This is a genomic window from Nocardia sp. NBC_01327 (genome assembly GCF_035958815.1).
Lineage (GTDB): Bacteria > Actinomycetota > Actinomycetes > Mycobacteriales > Mycobacteriaceae > Nocardia.
Map to the genome: position 1 here is coordinate 246,457 of NZ_CP108383.1, position 15,339 is coordinate 261,795.

Genomic DNA, 15,339 nt, shown 5'->3' on the forward strand with positions numbered 1-15,339 from the left:
CGAACGCCTAGTCGATTGCCGCGCTAATCACCTGATACTGGACAATGGACGCCGTGAACGACGCCGCGAACCACACTGCCGAGTCAGTCCCCGGGCCGCGGTCCGCCGACCTTGCCGGTGACGGCGATCACGCCGCCCGCGAGGGTGTCGACCGCGCCGGTATCGATCGCGCCGATCGCGGCAACCGCCTCTACCCCCGGGTCACCAGCTTCCGCTCGCGCCGCGGCGCACTCACCCCGCAGCAGCAGCAATCCTGGGAGCGGATGTGGCCGCGCATCGGCCGCGACGTCTCCGACGAGAAGCTGGACGCCGACGCCTGGTTCGGCCGCAGCGCACCGCTGATCGTCGAGATCGGTTGCGGCACCGGCACAGCCACCGCCGCCATGGCGCAGGCCGAGCCGGAGTTCAATCTGATCGGCGTCGAGGTCTACAAGCCCGGTGTGGCGCAGCTGGTGCAGCGCGTCGAGCGCGAGCAGATCGAGAACATTCGCATTCTGCGCGGCGATGCCGTGGATGTGCTCGAGCATATGGTTGCTCCGGAGTCGCTGACGGGTGTCCGAGTGTTCTTCCCGGACCCCTGGCCGAAGGCGCGCCACCACAAGCGCCGGCTGCTGCAGTCCGCGACCTTCACACTCATCGCGAGTCGCCTGCGTCCCGGCGGCGTGTTGCACGTCGCCACCGATCACGCGGATTACGCCGAATGGATTGCCGAGGTGGGAAAGGGAGAATCCCAGCTCATTGGCATGAATGAGGCAACGGGTGGGGATTCCGCAAGGTACCTTGAAACCGCACCGATCGGTTTTGAACGTCCGATTACCAAGTTCGAAGGAAAAGGACTCCGCGCGGGTAGCGCCATCACGGAGTTCATCTGGGGGAAGATCGAATCATGAGCGTCAGTGAGATGGCCCCGGAGGTCGCGGATGTTGCCGAAATAATGCACGGCACTGCATCGTCCGAACTAACGGGCGCCGTGGGCGTGGGTGGCACCAGCACCGATTTACGGCGCGTGCTGCTCGTCTGGGATGCGCCCAACCTGGATATGGGTCTCGGCGCAATTCTCGGCGGCCGCCCGACCGCCGCGTACCGACCGCGTTTCGACGCCCTCGGCCGCTGGCTGCTGGCCCGCACCGCGGAACTATCCGTGGGCAGTCGCCAGCGCGTCGAACCCGAAGCGACCGTTTTCACCAATATCGCCCCCGGCACCGCAGATGTGGTGCGACCGTGGGTGGAGGCATTGCGCAATGTCGGCTACGCCGTCTTCGCAAAGCCCAAAATCGATGAAGACTCCGATGTCGACAGCGATATGCTCGGCCATATCGAGCTACGCCGTCGCGGCGCGGGACTGGCCGGAATCATGGTCGCCTCCGCCGACGGCCAGGCATTTCGCGCGCCGCTCGAAGAAATCGCCGCCAGCGGCGTGCCCGTTCAAGTGCTGGGATTCCGCGAGCACGCGAGCTGGGCGGTCACGTCGGATATTCTCGAGTTCATCGATCTCGAGGACATCCCGGGCGTGTTCCGTGAACCACTGCCCAGGGTCAGCCTCGATTCGCTGCCCGACGAGGGTGCATGGCTGCAGCCGTTCCGGCCGCTGACAGCACTGCTCACCTCCCGCCCCGCTCAAGGAGTCGCTTAGTGTTCACCCGCTGGGGCGACCTGGTCTATCGGCTGCGCTATTCCGTTCTCGGGATAGTGGTGGCTGCGCTGCTCTCGCTCGGTGCTTTCGGGTTCGGGTTGGAAGACCATCTCAGCTCCAGCGGATGGGACGATCCGACCTCCTCGTCGTCACAGGCCGCGGTGCTGCGGGATTCCGTCTACGGGCGGGATCACAGCGCGGATGTGCTGGTGCTCTACACCGCACCCGATGGGAAGACGATCGACGATCCGGCGTTCAGCCAGGAGGTCGTCGACAGCCTGAACAACCTGACGGTGAAGTACCCCGAGATCGACAAGGTCAACGGCGCGTACTGGAAAACCAATAACGGCCAGTGGATTCCGTCCCAGGCCGGTACCGCTGACAAGAAGCACGCCTTCGCGGCCATCGCCATCAAGGGCGATAACGACACCGACATGCTCCGGAACTATCGGAAGGTGAAGGACGCCTTCGCCATTCCGGGCGTCAAGGTCGAGGTCGCGGGTCTGCAGCCGGTCGCGGGCACACTGAACGACACCATGCAGGCCGACCAGAAGCGCATGGAGCTCATCGCCATTCCGGCGGTCGCGATCCTGCTGTTCTTCATCTTCGGCGGTGTGGTCGCGGCCGCGCTGCCGCTGATCGTCGGTGGTCTCACCGTGCTCGGCGCCAACGGCATCATCATGGCTTTGACGAAGGTGACCGACGTCAATTCCTTTGTCAGCGGCGTGGTATCGATGATCGGCCTGGGCCTGGCCATCGACTACGGGCTCTTCATAGTCAGTCGATTCCGGGAGGAATTGGCCGAGGGCTATGACACCAAGGCGGCCGTGCGCCGCACGGTGATGACCGCCGGCCGCACCGTCATGTTCTCCGCGACGATGATCGTGGCGAGCCTCGGCGGCATGCTGCTGTTCCCGCAGGGCTTCCTGAAATCCATTGCCTACGCGACCATTGCGACGGTCGCGCTGGCCGCGCTGTCCTCGATCACCATCCTGCCCGCGCTGCTCGCCATTCTGGGGCCGCGGGTGGATGCGTTCGGGCTCAAGTGGTTCAACAAGACCAAGAGCAATGAGGAGATCGAGGCCGGTTTCTGGGGCAAGCTCACCGCCTGGGTGATGAAGCATCCGCTGAAGGTCGCCATTCCGATCTGCGTCGGCCTGCTGCTGCTCATCATTCCGGTGAAGAACCTGGCCTTCGGCGGCATCAGCGAAACCTATCTGCCGCCGGACAATCCGACCCGGCTGGCGCAGCAGCACTTCGACGAATACTTCCCGCTGCGCAAGTCCGCGCCGGTACAGCTGATCATCGTCACCAGCAATCCCAAGGACATCGGCAATATCCTGACCCAGGCCAACAAGGCTCCGGGTCTGGTCAAGAAGAGCACCTTCTCGATTCCGGCGACGCCGCCCAACGGTTCCGATGTGTGGACCACGGACGCGCAGTTGGAGAGCGTCAACGACGCGGGGCCGACCATCGACTATCTGCGGTCCATGGATGTGCCCGATGATGCCCAGGTGCTGGTCGGCGGACAGCCTGCCATCCAGCAGGATTCGATCAACGCGCTGCTCGACCGCATGCCGCTGATGATCGGCCTGGTCGTCCTGATCACCACGATCCTGATGTTCCTGACCTTCGGATCACTGGTGCTGCCGATCAAGGCGGCGCTCATGAGCGCACTGGGTCTCGGCTCCACGCTCGGCATTCTGACCTGGATCTTCGTCGACGGTCACGGGTCCGGTCTGCTCAATTTCACGCCACAGCCGATCATGTCGCCGGTGCTGGTGCTGATCATCGCGGTGATCTACGGCCTCTCCACCGACTACGAGGTCTTCCTGCTGTCGCGAATGGTGGAGGCGCGCACCATGGGTGCGTCCACCACCGAGGCGGTGCGGGCCGGTACCGCGCAGACCGGGCGCATCATTACCGCCGCCGCGCTGATCCTGCTCACCGTGACCGGCGCGTTCGCCTTCTCCGACGTGGTGATGATGCAGTACATCGCGTACGGCATGATCGCGGCGCTGTTCATCGACGCCACCCTGCTGCGCATGCTGCTGGTGCCCGCCATCATGAAGCTGCTCGGCGACGACTGCTGGTGGGCTCCGGCCTGGATGAAGCGGATTCAGCAGAAGATCGGGCTGGGCGAACCCATCCTCGACGATGAGCGGCCCGGCGGCGGTGAGGTGGTGGATCTGGTCAAGACCACGCCCATCACCGATCCGGTCACCATGCAGATGCCTGCGCTGTCCGAGGACGCGACCAGCCGGTTCCCGCGGAAGCCGCGGCCCGCCAGGCTGATCGACAGTGAGGCGCCGACGCAGCGCATCAACACGACCGCGGCGCCGGATACCGAGACCAAGACCAAGGATGCCGGGGCACCGTCGGGGAGTGGAAAGCCTTCCGGCCCCTCGCAATCCCTGCTCGGCGGCGCGGCGGGTGCGGGACTGAACGTCTCGCTGACCAATCTCGGTTCGTCCGGCGGCCGCACCGGTGCTGCTGATTTCAGCGCACCCGCGGGTGCGCCGGTGCAGGCCGAGGCCGATTCGGCGAGCGGCCGGTCCGGTGGGACCGATGCCGTCGAGGAACCCGAGACCACGGATTTCAGTGTGACGGAACGCCGTTCGGGTACCGAGCCCGGTGGCGGGCTGCCGACCGATCTTCCGGTGCAGGCCGCTGTCCCCGCGGTGTCGACGCCGGCGCCGGAGGCCGAGCCGGTTGCGCCGCAATCGGATCCGGAGCCTCCGGCCGCGCCCACCCCGCATGTGGTCGGCGCGGAGCGGGTACTGCCGCCGCCGGCGCCGAAGATGCCGCCGCATCCGGCGACCCGGGCGCAGCTGTATCAGCCGCATGCTTCCGAGGAGGAGCAGCCCGCGGCTGATCCGACTGCCGAACAACCGCATCCGACCCATCACTCCGCCGAGGATCCGCCGAAGGGCGGCGGGCGCAGCAGCATCGAGCAGTGGATGTCGGATCTGCGCTCGGCGCGCCGCCGCACCGATAAGGAGCAGGACAGTGCGGAGGACGACGAGGGCAAGCATCGAGGTGGTGACGGTCGCACGGTCAGTGTGAACGAACTGCTCCGGCGCCAGAATCGCGACTGATATCCACAGGCTGATATCGACACAGCACCGCCCGGCCGAGTTATCCACTCGGCCGGGCGGTTTCATTTACAGGGCATGAGCGTTTACAGGGCATGAGCGTTTACGCGGGCTGGCTGGGCTGTGCCCGGCCGCCCGCCTCCGCGAAGGCACGGGCGTAGCGGGTGCCCACCAGCAGCAGGAGCACGCCGACCACCAGGAAGGCCGCCGCGCGCAGCAGGCCGTCGAGTGTCGCCAGGTCGAAGAGGAAGAGTTTGGCCAGGGCGGCGGCGGTGACCAGCAGACCGGCGGCCAGGGCGACCTTCGCCTGCTGCGGAGTCCGGGACAGGCGGCGCAGGCCGAAGAGCAGGGCCGTCGTGGCGGCGGCCATCCACACCATGGTGGCAATGCCGTGGCCGGCCAGGAAACCGTCGGAACCGCCGGTGATGATGCCGAGCGATACCGACAGCGCGGTCACCATGTAGAGCCCGGCCAAGCCGCCGACCACCATGACCGCGGTCGCATCGCTTTCCCGCTCCACGAAACCCAGCCGTCGTGCGCACCAGAACCCGACCGCGAGCACAGCCAGCGCCGCCACGGCGCCCAGCGCGGTCGAAATCCCCAGGTGCGCTTCGGCATACGACTGGTGCGCCAGGGTAGACGGGCCCGCATCGGCCAGGAAGCCCAGCGTGCCGATCAGCCCGAACACACCGGCGATACCCGCGGCCATTCGCGAGCGCTGCTGCCCGCCCACCGCCAGGAATCCGAGCGCGACGAGGTAGAGCGCCACCGGCACGGTCTGCACCCTGGTCGCACCGAAGCACACCTCGAGCAGTGCGAATGCGCCCGACACCGCGGCAACCGCCGCCAGATGACCCGGAATGCGCACCCGCCCAGCCAGTGTCGACATCCACGGCAGTGCGGCCACCGTCAGCAATACCGCCGCGAAAACAGCGGATACCAGCACACCGGTACGGCGCTCGAACATGGTCGGCGATGCGAGCAGCGGCACCGTGGCGACCGCGAATGTCAGGCTCGCGGTGATGTCTCCGGCCCGGCGGCGTACCGCGAGCACCGAACCCGCCACGCCCACCGCAGCCACCGCGATCGCAGCGGCGAGCACCTCGTAGCGATGCCCGCGCGTGGCATCGCCCAACTCGGCCGCGGCCACCGCGATCAAGGTGGCCAGCACCGCAGGAAGAGTCCGCACCACATGCAGATAGGGCCAGTCACGCACCAATTGCACTGGTAGAGCAGCGATCTGCAACACGATCAAGAACGCGAGCAATGCCAACTCGGTGGTCACCACCGGCGAGAGCAGCGCCGCCCCCAGCACCACCAGCACCGCCAGCGCCTGCGACCGCCACCGCATGGCGAGCCCTACCCCACCCGCGGCAATCCCGAGCGCGACCACATACCCCACCACCGGCGGCAACCACCCGTACATGGTCGTCATAGCCACAATATCCAGATATCCCCCGGCAATACCCGTGGCCGCCAGCGCAATAGCCCCCACCTGTCCCCCGGCCCGCCCATGCACCCGCATCCCCAACCCCACCAGCACCCCCGAGAACACCGCCCCCGCAGCAACTCTCGGCACCGGCCCGAAGAACCCCGCCTGCGCCGCCAACACCAGCAGCATCACCACCCCGATCAACGTGACCCCCACCCCCGCCACCGCCAACACCCGACTGATCACCCCTTCCCGCTGCCACCACGGCACCTTCGGTCCCCGCACCGCCCCCACCCGCCGCTGCTGCCCCACAGGCGGCATAGGCGGATAAACCGGCCGCCCACCCATCCACCCGGCCCCCGCCGCCCCAAACCCCTGCGCCCCCGCAGGCGGCGGAGCCTGCATCCCGGCAGCCGGAGGACCCCACCCACCACCGGCAGCCGGCGGAACCGGCACTCCAGCTCTGGCCTGCGACATCGGCGGCACCGAGGTCTGTGGAGCCTGGGCGAACGCCGCAGTCTGCGCCGCCGAACCCGCACCCGGTGGCGGAACCGCGCCGGTCGGCGCGCTCCCGCTCGGCATCGGACTCGAACCGCCCTGCGTCGCGAAGAGATCCGCAGCTCGCACCGGCGGGCCCGGGACCTCCGCACTCGGACGGGATGACGGCTGCCCCGTGGTGCGTGAGTCGGGCATGACACCGCCCGCCACCGGTGTCTCCGGGGCGGGCGGGGTGGATAGGTGAGGCGCGCGTGGGGCGCCGGGGTTGGCGACGAGCTGGCAGCGCAGGGCCTCGAGGTCGCGGCCGAGGGTACCCATGTGCTCGCTGAGCGATGTGAACTCAGTCGACAACCGTGCGATCAATCGCGGATCGATGGCGGTATTCATGTCAGCAATGCTCGCGACCGGCAGCGCTGCGAACATGAGTAGAAACACTCGTCCGGCAGCCGGTTCCTACCTGTTTCCGCAGGAAGGAGGCGCTGGTGGCGTCGGTCAGGCGGAGTGAGCGGCGGCGGCGCGGGTGATGGTGGCGCGGATTTCGGTGGTGATGCGGGTGGGGGCCTCGAGCATGGGGACGTGGCCTACGCCGGGGAGGGGGTGGACTTCGATGGTGGGGGTGGGGGTCAGGGGTGGGTAGAGGTGGGGTGGGAGGACTCGGTCGAATTCGGGGAGGAGGATCGAGGTGGGGACCGAAAGGGTCGGCAGGGCGGTGAAACCTGTTGGGAGGGCAGGGTCTTCGGCCAGGTCGTCGAGGATGGCGCAGTGGGTGGGTGCGGCGGCCATGGCTCGGGCGAGGTGGGCGGGGACGGTTTCGGGGCGGTGTGCCAGCAGCGGGAGCAGGAGGCTGCGGATCATATTCGGCATGGCGGGCGGGGAGCCTGCGCCGAAGCCGATGAGCGGGCTCATACCGCGGAATTTGCGGACCAGGGTGTGGGAGGCGGCGGCATCGCGCCACAGGCCGGCCGGGGAGATGGCGGTGACACTGCGGGCGCGGCCACGAGCCGCCAGTTCCAGGGCGATCCAGCCGCCGAGCGAATTGCCCGCGATATGCGCTGTGCGCCAACCGTTCTCGTCCAGCAGGCCTTCGGCCCAGTCGGCGAGGGAGGCGATGGTGGCGGGCCGCTGTGCCTGCGGGCCACCCCAGTGACCGGGCAGGGTGGGCGCCAGAATGTCATGGTCGGCGCGCAGATCGTCGATGACCGGCAGCCAGGACTGCCAGGTGAGCAGTACGCCGTGCAGGAGCAGCAGGGGCGCACCGCGTCCGGTCCGTAGGAGTGGGTCCGGAACCGAGTCTGCTGTACCGCCTTCCGCCATGGGCGTGACGATACCTGCCGGAACCACTTGCCCCGGCGTCGGATTCGCCGCCGTGAGCTCAGGCCCGCTCTCAGGCCCCGTTGAGGAAACGCTTCCAGTGCGTGCCGAAGGGGTGCTTGGCGGTGACCGACCCGAATCGGACGCTGCCGTGCACGATGATGTGCAGCGGTCCCATCGGCGGTCCGGTGCGCACCTTATTGTTGGCGCTGGATCCGACCAGGTCGAGACCGTTCATATCGACCGTGGCCTCGGACGGCACGATCAGTTCGAGCGAACTGAAGAAGTCGTCGATCCGGATCTCCACCACCTGCGTCGCCATCGCGGCCTGGGTGAAGTCCAGGCTCACGCCCGACATGAAGCTGTTGACCAGCAGCGTCTGCGGCACCTGCCAATTGCCGGTGCGTTTGACGCCCGACATCCGCGAGCGAATCACATTCCCGGCGCCGACCGGATGCGCGAGCCGGGACCCGTACTGCGGCCGGGCGAACCCGTACTGCGGCCGGGGCGTGTAGACGAATTGCGGCGCTTTGGGCGCGGGCTGCCCGGCGAGCCGGATACCCGGCAGGTCGACCAGCACCGTATTCAGTTCACCACGGGTCTTGGCCGCGAGCGCGGTGTCCATGCGCTCGGTGAATTCCCCCAGTGACAGCATGCCGAGACCGACCGCGCGCTGCAGCAGCCGTCCGACGTGTTCGCGTTCGATATCCGATACCCGCAGGTCACGGTCGCCGATGACGGCGGCCTCGACACTGGAAATCGATTCAGGACCTCCCATACTTCGAGATTACGAGCCGAGGGTGCTTCGCACATCAGGGCAATCCCTGATCTGTCCCGCCTCCCCGGAACTTTGGCGCACGGCCTGGGAGCCGTTGACGGTTGGGGACGCGTAGTGCGGGTGGGAGCCGAACCGATTTTGGGGGTACCCGGGGAGTTACCCCGACCTTGCGAAATCAGTTGTTGCGTTGGGACGATGCACTACTCGTCCAGGCCCTGTTCGATGGCGTAGCGGGTGAGCTCTACGCGGTTGCCGAGTTGCAGTTTGCGGAGCGTGGATTGCACGTGGTTTTCCACGGTGCGGTGGCTGAGGTTGAGGCGGGTGGCGATCTGCTTGGCGGACAGGCCCTTCGCCACCATGCGCAGGACCTCGGTTTCGCGGTCGCTGAGGGCGGGGCGATGGGGTTCGTCACGATCGGGCGGGGTGTTGGCGATGCGCCGGTATTCGCCGAGCACCAGGCCCGCGAGGCCCGGCGTGAAGACGGCCTGGCCGGCGGCGGTGGCCCGGACGGCATCGACGAGTTCGGTGGCGGAGGCGCTTTTGACCAGGTAGCCGATGGCGCCGGCCTTGATGGCGTCGAGCACGTCATCGCGCTCGGCGGAGGCCGACAGCACCAGGACCCGGGTGTGGGGGGAAACGCGCAGCACCTCGGCGGTGGCGTCCGCGCCGTTGCCGTCGGGGAGCTGCATATCCATCAGCACGACGGCGGGCTGTACGGCGGCGGCCCGGCGGGCGGCGGTGCCGACGCCATCGGCGGTGGCGACCACATCGAATCCGGCCTCGGCCAGATCGCGGGCCACGCCTTCGCGCCAGATCGGGTGGTCGTCGACCACCATGACCGAAACCTGGTTTCCCGCATCACCTTCGGACATCATCGCCTCCGATTCCGGTGGATCCCGGCCATAATCATCGCCGGGGCCGCCGCGGCACCCGGAATTCCCACTCGGCCCCGGAGTCGTCGCCCCCGGCTTCGAAGAGTAGATGCGCGGTACCGTCGAGGGCCGCGATACGGCCGATTATGGATCGTGAAACTCCCATGCGCCCTTGCTCTTCCGCCTCGGCGAGGCGTCCGGAGGGAATACCCGGACCGTCATCGCGCACACTGACGATGAGCTCGTCGCCGGTATCCTCCAGCAGCACATACGCTTTCGCGCCCGATCCGGCGTGCTGGGCCACATTGGCCAGCGCGGACGCGACGGCCGCGGAGATCTCCCGGGCTTCGAACCGCCCGATGGGCACCGGCTCACCGGGCGTGGAGATGAGCACCGACGGCGTGGACTGAGCGGTCAGCAGCGGACGCAGATCCTGTTCGACGCCACCGGTGTCCGCGCCGACCCCCTGCTCGGAGATGAGAACCCGCAGCGCGACCTCCTGCTCACCGGCGCGCTGCGCCAATTCGGCCGTGGGACCGCCGATTTCACCGCCCCGGCGCTTGATATAGCTGAGCACCTGCAGCACCCCGTCGTGGACTTCCCGCGCCAGTCGCTCGCGTTCCTGCGCCGCGGCGGTCAGCCGTACGGCGCGTTGCAATTGCTGCTGTGCGCGGCGAGCGGTGTTGGCGGCCAGCCCGATTGCCAGGCCCACCGATACCAGCACCGGCGTGGTGGCATCGCGCCACAGGTCCAGATCCCATTGCGCGCGGGCGGTGACCATGACCGCGGCAATGAGCAGTCCGGACGCGATACCGCCCAGCGGACCCCACAGAATCGCCGCGGACATCACGGCATTGGCCGCCCACAGCGTGGTCGGCAGGGCCTGATGATTGTGATACCAGTCGTAATTCGCGACCAGCCGGGTCGCGAAGATCAGCGCGATGACGATCAGGTGATCGCCCACCACGACCGCGATCCGCACCCGCTGAACATTGTGAACACGCCACTGCGACAACAGCACCGCCGAGACCCCGGACCACACGGCCATGACCGCGATCAGCACCCAGCTGAGCCGCTGATTCGTGTAGTGCGGTGCGGACGCGATCTGCTGCCCCACCGCGTACAGCAGGGTGACCAGCCGGAAGGCCTGCGCCGCCCGCCACAGTGGGCCGGTGGCGGCATCGCGGGGATCGGGTTCAGTCGGCGGTATCACCGGAACTCGCGGCGGGCTTCGAGCCGTCGGCGGAGCCCGCTGATTCCGCTGGTTCCGGCAATTCCCACCGGTCCGGATCGGGCGAGTCCGGGTCGGCGCTGTACATGGATTTATGTGGATCGTGCGGGTGCAGTTCCTGATACAGCTCATCCGGCGAATCGGCCAGCAGCGATCGGATGGCGGTATTGAGCACCGCCACGAACGGCACCGCGAGCAGACCGCCGGCAATTCCGGCGAGCACGATGCCGACCGCGATCGCCAGCACCACCGCGAGCGGATGGATGCGCACCGCGCGGCCCATCAGCAAGGGCTGCAGCACATGCCCTTCCAGCTGCATGACCGCGATGGTGATGCCGAGGACGATGAGCGCGGTGACAAAGCCCTTGGTCATGAGCGCGATGAACACCGCGACCGAACCGGCCAGGAACGAGCCGATGATCGGAATGAACGCGCCGATGAAGACCAGCGACGCCAGCGGCAGCGCCAGCGGGACATTCAGAATCGCCAGACCGGACCCGATGCCGAGCGCGTCGACACCCGCCACCATGACGGTCGCGCGCACGAATCCGGTGAGGCTGCCGAATCCGAGCCGCCCCGCCGTGCGCACCCGCTCCCGATTCCGCACCGGGATGACCTTGGTGATGAACTGCCAGATCTGGTCGCCGCCGTAGACGAAGAAGATGAGGATGAACAGCGTCAGGAACGCACCGGTGAAGAATTCGCCGATGACGGTGGCGGTGGTCAGCGCACCGCTGGTGAGCGCGTTCTGATTCGATTCGACGGTTTTGACAATGGTGTCGCCCGCATTGCGAATCTGCTCATTGCTCATATGCAGCGGACCGTTGATGAGCCAGTCCTGAATATCGTGCACGCTGGTCTTGAACTGGTCGGACAGCTGCGGCACACCGGTGACGAACTGTTCGACGACAAAGGTCATGATCCCGGCCAGCAGCCCGAGACATCCGGCCAGCGCCACGAATACACCGAGCGATCGCGGCACGCCGAGCCGCTGCATCCAGTCCACCAGCGGCGACAGCAGCGCCGCCCCGAGCAGTGCGATGGACAGCGGAATCATGACGGTCGCCAGTCGATGCGCGAGATAGGCCAGCGCCAGCCCAGCCGCGAAGATGATGAGCATCCGCCAGCACCACTCCGCGGTCTCCCGAACCAGCGGGTGCACCGCATCCGCAGCTTCCCGCCGGCGCGCCGAACCGCCCTTTCCGGTACCACTCTTCCCGGTCTTACTGGGCACTGCCTGCGATCTACCGGGCTCTGCCTCCGCCTCGCTCACGATCTCGAGCCTAACCTGTGAGGCCCACAAATTGCCTCCGCTACGATCCGCCCCGCCTCCCCGGAACTTCGGCGCACGGCTGACCTGCTGCGCGAGGCCGGGGACGAGTACCGGCGGTGCGGGAGTCGACAGCCTCGATCAGCCGGTCGGTGGTGCGAGGTGTTCCAGCGCAGAACCTCGTCAGGACTCGGAGGTGGTCTCGCCGGCCTTGCGAGTGAGCGCGGTGAGGGCATCGAGGTGGGCGCGGTAGGCAGTACGGCCCTTGTAGGTGAGGGCGAGCCAGGTTTTCGGTTTGCGCCCCGCGTAGCCCTTGGTGACGGTGACGTACCCGGCGGTCTCGAGGAGGGTCATCGCTTTGGAGAGCGTGGATTTGTTCAGCTCGCACAGGTCGGCGACAACCAGGAATTCGGCTTCGGTACAGCCGTCGAGGAAGGCGACGAGTTTCAGGCGCGGCAGGGAGCCGAACAGTTCGTTCAGCTCCTCCATGATGCGATCCGCCGTCGCGTCTTCCACGGCATGCCCTGCGGTCGTGCCTGTTCGAACCAGACCCATCCGCCCAGGATCACTCCGGCCACCACTTGCAGCCCTACCGCCACGCTCGGATTTCCGAAGCCGAAGACCGGAACAACCAGCACCACAACCAGTATCACCGTGAACTTCCACTGCGCCAGCGGGACCGGAACGAGGCCGCGCGCACGCCGGACTCGGCGCAACCACCGCACGGTTGCGAAACACATCAGGCCCGAGGCGACGGCGCCGGCGGCGGCCGCCCAGGTGATCGGGTCGTCGAAATCGAAGACGGTCGTCAGCCCGAGCATCGTGGAGAACACTGCCGCGAACACACCGGCCGCGAAAGGTCCCCCACTGGGCAGAGCGGCAGCCTCCTGCGCCTGGCGGGTGGTAGCGGCGGCAATATCGAGCGCCTGCTGTGGAGTCTGTGCCTCATGCATGAAACCGACCCTACATCAACCAGTTTCCATTGAGAAACCAGTTTCCCCTTCGAGCGCCACGCGCCCCGAGTGGCCAACGGCACTCGAAGCCACCTAGCGGCGAGGAAGCTAGATTGGTGTCTGTGTCAGCGCCCCTGGAAGCAATTACAACCATAGTTCCTACATTTGCGATTCCACCAGGTCAGCGGGCGAAAACCCACGGTTCAACGAGCGTCAGCCGCCAATAAACTTCCCACTGACAGCCAGCAGCCAGATATCGGAGGAACATCTGGCCGTAAACAGCTGCTCCCAGCCAGCCGCCAGCGGCGGGGCTCGACCGGGGTTGCCATACCCGTCCAAGAAGCTGGCTCTAGCCGAATCAAGTGAGCTGTAATGCCGATGAGCGAGCTGACCAGCGACCATCAGGCCATGCGGGGGACCGGACCCCGGGGTTTCCAACTCTGGGAAATGGATGGCCTTCAGCGAGAATGGGCCGCTGATGGGAGCGGACATGGACATCGAGGAAATGCTGGACCGACTCGGCTCGGTGATCGGGCCGCCGCCCGCGGGCGGGGTGGTTCCGGTTCCGTGGGAGCTCGGGCCCGAGACGATCGGTTTCCAGCTGCCGGCGGACTACCGGGCGTTTGTCGACCGGTACGGGATGGTGAGCATCAGCGACGAGCTGCACATCTACGCACCATCAGCAGCGCCCAGTCCCCAGATCGGGGAGCCGCCGGGTTTCGACGGATTCCTGTACGCCACCACGGATCCCTACGGATACTGCGCCATGCTGGCTCAGGCCTACCAAGGCGGGGACTACGACGAGTGCCCGTATCCGCTGTTCCCGGCCGAGGGCGGGCTTTTGAAGTGGGGCAACAACTTCAACTCCGACCACTTCTTCTGGCTGATGCGCGACCCGGATCCGGACCGGTGGCCGGTCGCCGCCAAGTTCGACTCGATGCGGGAGTGGGACCTGTTCGAGGGCGGCTTCCTGGAGTTCGTGCTGGCCGCGGTGACCGAACAGTATCCGTACCATGAGGACGTTGTTCCCGGTGGGATGAAGCAGATCGGCGATGGCCGCGGTTATCTCCCTCGGGGTGACTGGTCGAAGCAGCTGTGGCAGTGAACCCGAACATGGTCAACGGCCATACCCAGGGCGGCTTCAGCACGGTGATCTGAGTATCCCGTCTCCGTCAGGGGTGACGCCCTTCGTTTGGCAGAACTCGCCGGGATTACACCAAACACACTAATCCGCCGCGACCCGGGCGGGCCCGGAGCGGCATGGGCAAGCCGCGATTTGAGCACCTGCCTCATCAATCTTCGGGCGGCCCTGGTGGATACAGGTCGAGCACGATGTCGAGCCCCAAGGCGGCGACATCGGCAAGCAAGTCAGCGGGCAGCGCGCAGCCACCCTGACCGTTCTCGCTGCCGAAGCCGAGGAACAACTCCATTTCGCAATCGGCGGACAGGCCGGCCAGCTCCTCGCGACATCCGTCCAACATGTCGACCAGCGTCTGGACGTGGTCGGCGAGATCGCTGTCGTTGGGCAGCCCGCTGCGCCGGAGCCAGAGACTGTTCTTGCGTCGAGCACCGTCCGGATGACGGGGACTCACCAGGCTGCCTTGTTCGAACTGTTTGTCAGCCACGATCCCCAGGCGCGCCGAGATCTCGCTCGCGGTAACAGTCAGACTCGCCAGGCGAACCGACCCTGCCGACCATTTTCTGTCGTCTGACTGTGGCTGCACCTGTAGTTCCTCTGACACGGCCTCACCATCGCAGACGGGCCTGAACTACGCGAACCCATTTATCAGGCTGCCAAAGGGGGACTCTCGAGCTCGGGTGTTCGTTCGGCCGTCGAACGCACTCAACTGCCGCGACCCGCGCGTTGCGAACCGGCCAGCGCGGGCACCGGAAGATCAAGTGGCCGTGGCCAACCCAGGCAGGCTGAACGCACCATATTGCCGATTTCCGATGATTCGCGTACCGGCTCGACTGGGCGCCACCCTCAGCGCGATGGAGGCGGACATCAGCGTCCGATGTCCGCCACCTACTTCCATTTCATTTCCGCGTGAGTTACGGCGCACTTCAATCTGTTGGGGCTACAGACTCACATGACCCCATTAGAAGGTGTCCGTAAACCCCTGCCCGGCGCGTGTTTTCGCTTCTGATCCTCGATCGCGGAGGGTGGCTGGCAATCACCGCCTGGTCGTCCGCTAGCAAGCGACGGGCGGGGGGTTGCGATGAGACCCGTCAGCGATCCGCCCCAGGCGGGCCTGGATCCCATGTC

The 15,339-nt window shown here is 66.8% G+C and carries 13 protein-coding genes; 4 read left to right on the forward strand and 9 right to left on the reverse strand.

The window, feature by feature from the left end; translation table 11 throughout:
• The first annotated feature begins 44 nt into the window (after positions 1-44).
• Genes trmB through OG326_RS01030 form a run of 3 tightly spaced genes read left to right on the forward strand, consistent with a single transcriptional unit; the run spans position 45 to position 4,731 of the window.
• Positions 45-890, forward strand: coding sequence for a tRNA (guanosine(46)-N7)-methyltransferase TrmB (trmB, locus tag OG326_RS01020; RefSeq protein WP_327142748.1), 846 nt, complete (start codon positions 45-47; stop codon positions 888-890).
• The gene (locus tag OG326_RS01025) at positions 887-1,633 is read left to right on the forward strand and encodes an NYN domain-containing protein (protein ID WP_327142749.1); all 747 of its coding nucleotides are present in this window, start codon (positions 887-889) and stop codon (positions 1,631-1,633) included. Before trmB ends, OG326_RS01025 begins: the two co-directional genes overlap by 4 nt.
• Positions 1,633-4,731: an MMPL family transporter gene (locus tag OG326_RS01030; RefSeq protein ID WP_327142750.1), complete on the forward strand. Its 3,099-nt coding sequence runs from the start codon at positions 1,633-1,635 to the stop codon at positions 4,729-4,731. The genes OG326_RS01025 and OG326_RS01030 overlap by 1 nt, the downstream gene beginning before the upstream one ends.
• A gap of 100 nt (positions 4,732-4,831) precedes the next feature.
• Here OG326_RS01030 and OG326_RS01035 read toward each other — a convergent pair whose 3' ends face one another.
• The 8 genes from OG326_RS01035 to OG326_RS01070 all read right to left on the reverse strand — a co-directional run bounded on the left by OG326_RS01035 (position 4,832) and on the right by OG326_RS01070 (position 13,073).
• Positions 4,832-6,445 carry a DUF2339 domain-containing protein gene (locus OG326_RS01035; protein ID WP_327142751.1) on the reverse strand — a complete coding sequence of 538 codons (1,614 nt, stop codon included), beginning with the start codon at positions 6,443-6,445 and terminating at the stop codon, positions 4,832-4,834.
• A 705-nt stretch (positions 6,446-7,150) separates the two neighbouring features.
• Positions 7,151-7,972, reverse strand: coding sequence for an alpha/beta fold hydrolase (locus tag OG326_RS01040; protein WP_327142752.1), 822 nt, complete (start codon positions 7,970-7,972; stop codon positions 7,151-7,153).
• A 70-nt stretch (positions 7,973-8,042) separates the two neighbouring features.
• Positions 8,043-8,705, reverse strand: coding sequence for a DUF1707 SHOCT-like domain-containing protein (locus tag OG326_RS01045; RefSeq protein WP_327146315.1), 663 nt, complete (start codon positions 8,703-8,705; stop codon positions 8,043-8,045).
• A 242-nt stretch (positions 8,706-8,947) separates the two neighbouring features.
• Entirely contained in the window at positions 8,948-9,619 is a 672-nt protein-coding gene (locus OG326_RS01050) for a response regulator transcription factor (protein WP_327142753.1), read from the reverse strand.
• Between the two features lie 34 nt (positions 9,620-9,653).
• The gene (gene macS / locus OG326_RS01055; protein WP_442790989.1) at positions 9,654-10,829 is read right to left on the reverse strand and encodes a MacS family sensor histidine kinase; all 1,176 of its coding nucleotides are present in this window, start codon (positions 10,827-10,829) and stop codon (positions 9,654-9,656) included.
• Positions 10,816-11,970, reverse strand: a complete 1,155-nt coding sequence (locus tag OG326_RS01060) for an AI-2E family transporter (RefSeq protein WP_327146317.1) — start codon at positions 11,968-11,970, stop codon at positions 10,816-10,818. Before OG326_RS01060 ends, macS begins: the two co-directional genes overlap by 14 nt.
• Before the next feature lie 333 nt (positions 11,971-12,303).
• Complete coding sequence (locus OG326_RS01065; protein ID WP_327142755.1) at positions 12,304-12,609, reverse strand: transcriptional regulator; 306 nt, start codon at positions 12,607-12,609, stop codon at positions 12,304-12,306.
• Positions 12,597-13,073 carry a hypothetical protein gene (locus OG326_RS01070; RefSeq protein WP_327142756.1) on the reverse strand — a complete coding sequence of 159 codons (477 nt, stop codon included), beginning with the start codon at positions 13,071-13,073 and terminating at the stop codon, positions 12,597-12,599. Before OG326_RS01070 ends, OG326_RS01065 begins: the two co-directional genes overlap by 13 nt.
• A gap of 490 nt (positions 13,074-13,563) precedes the next feature.
• Between OG326_RS01070 and OG326_RS01075 the strand changes: the two genes are divergently transcribed.
• Positions 13,564-14,178: a hypothetical protein gene (locus OG326_RS01075; RefSeq protein ID WP_327142757.1), complete on the forward strand. Its 615-nt coding sequence runs from the start codon at positions 13,564-13,566 to the stop codon at positions 14,176-14,178.
• Positions 14,179-14,365: 187 nt separating this feature from the next.
• Here the strand turns inward: OG326_RS01075 and OG326_RS01080 are convergent, their stop codons facing one another.
• On the reverse strand, positions 14,366-14,815 hold the full coding sequence (locus OG326_RS01080) for a DUF4279 domain-containing protein (RefSeq protein WP_327142758.1): 450 nt from the start codon (positions 14,813-14,815) through the stop codon (positions 14,366-14,368).
• Positions 14,816-15,339 lie beyond the last annotated feature (524 nt).

What these genes read in the sequence shown, in the direction of transcription:
- trmB (WP_327142748.1), top strand. Translation starts at nt 45, where the DNA reads ATGGACGCCGTGAACGACGCCGCGAACCACACTGCCGAGTCAGTCCCC.
- OG326_RS01025 (WP_327142749.1), top strand. Translation starts at nt 887, where the DNA reads ATGAGCGTCAGTGAGATGGCCCCGGAGGTCGCGGATGTTGCCGAAATA.
- OG326_RS01040 (WP_327142752.1), bottom strand. Translation starts at nt 7,972, where the DNA reads ATGGCGGAAGGCGGTACAGCAGACTCGGTTCCGGACCCACTCCTACGG.
- OG326_RS01050 (WP_327142753.1), bottom strand. Translation starts at nt 9,619, where the DNA reads ATGTCCGAAGGTGATGCGGGAAACCAGGTTTCGGTCATGGTGGTCGAC.
- OG326_RS01060 (WP_327146317.1), bottom strand. Translation starts at nt 11,970, where the DNA reads ATGCTCATCATCTTCGCGGCTGGGCTGGCGCTGGCCTATCTCGCGCAT.
- OG326_RS01065 (WP_327142755.1), bottom strand. Translation starts at nt 12,609, where the DNA reads ATGGAGGAGCTGAACGAACTGTTCGGCTCCCTGCCGCGCCTGAAACTC.
- OG326_RS01070 (WP_327142756.1), bottom strand. Translation starts at nt 13,073, where the DNA reads ATGCATGAGGCACAGACTCCACAGCAGGCGCTCGATATTGCCGCCGCT.
- OG326_RS01075 (WP_327142757.1), top strand. Translation starts at nt 13,564, where the DNA reads ATGGACATCGAGGAAATGCTGGACCGACTCGGCTCGGTGATCGGGCCG.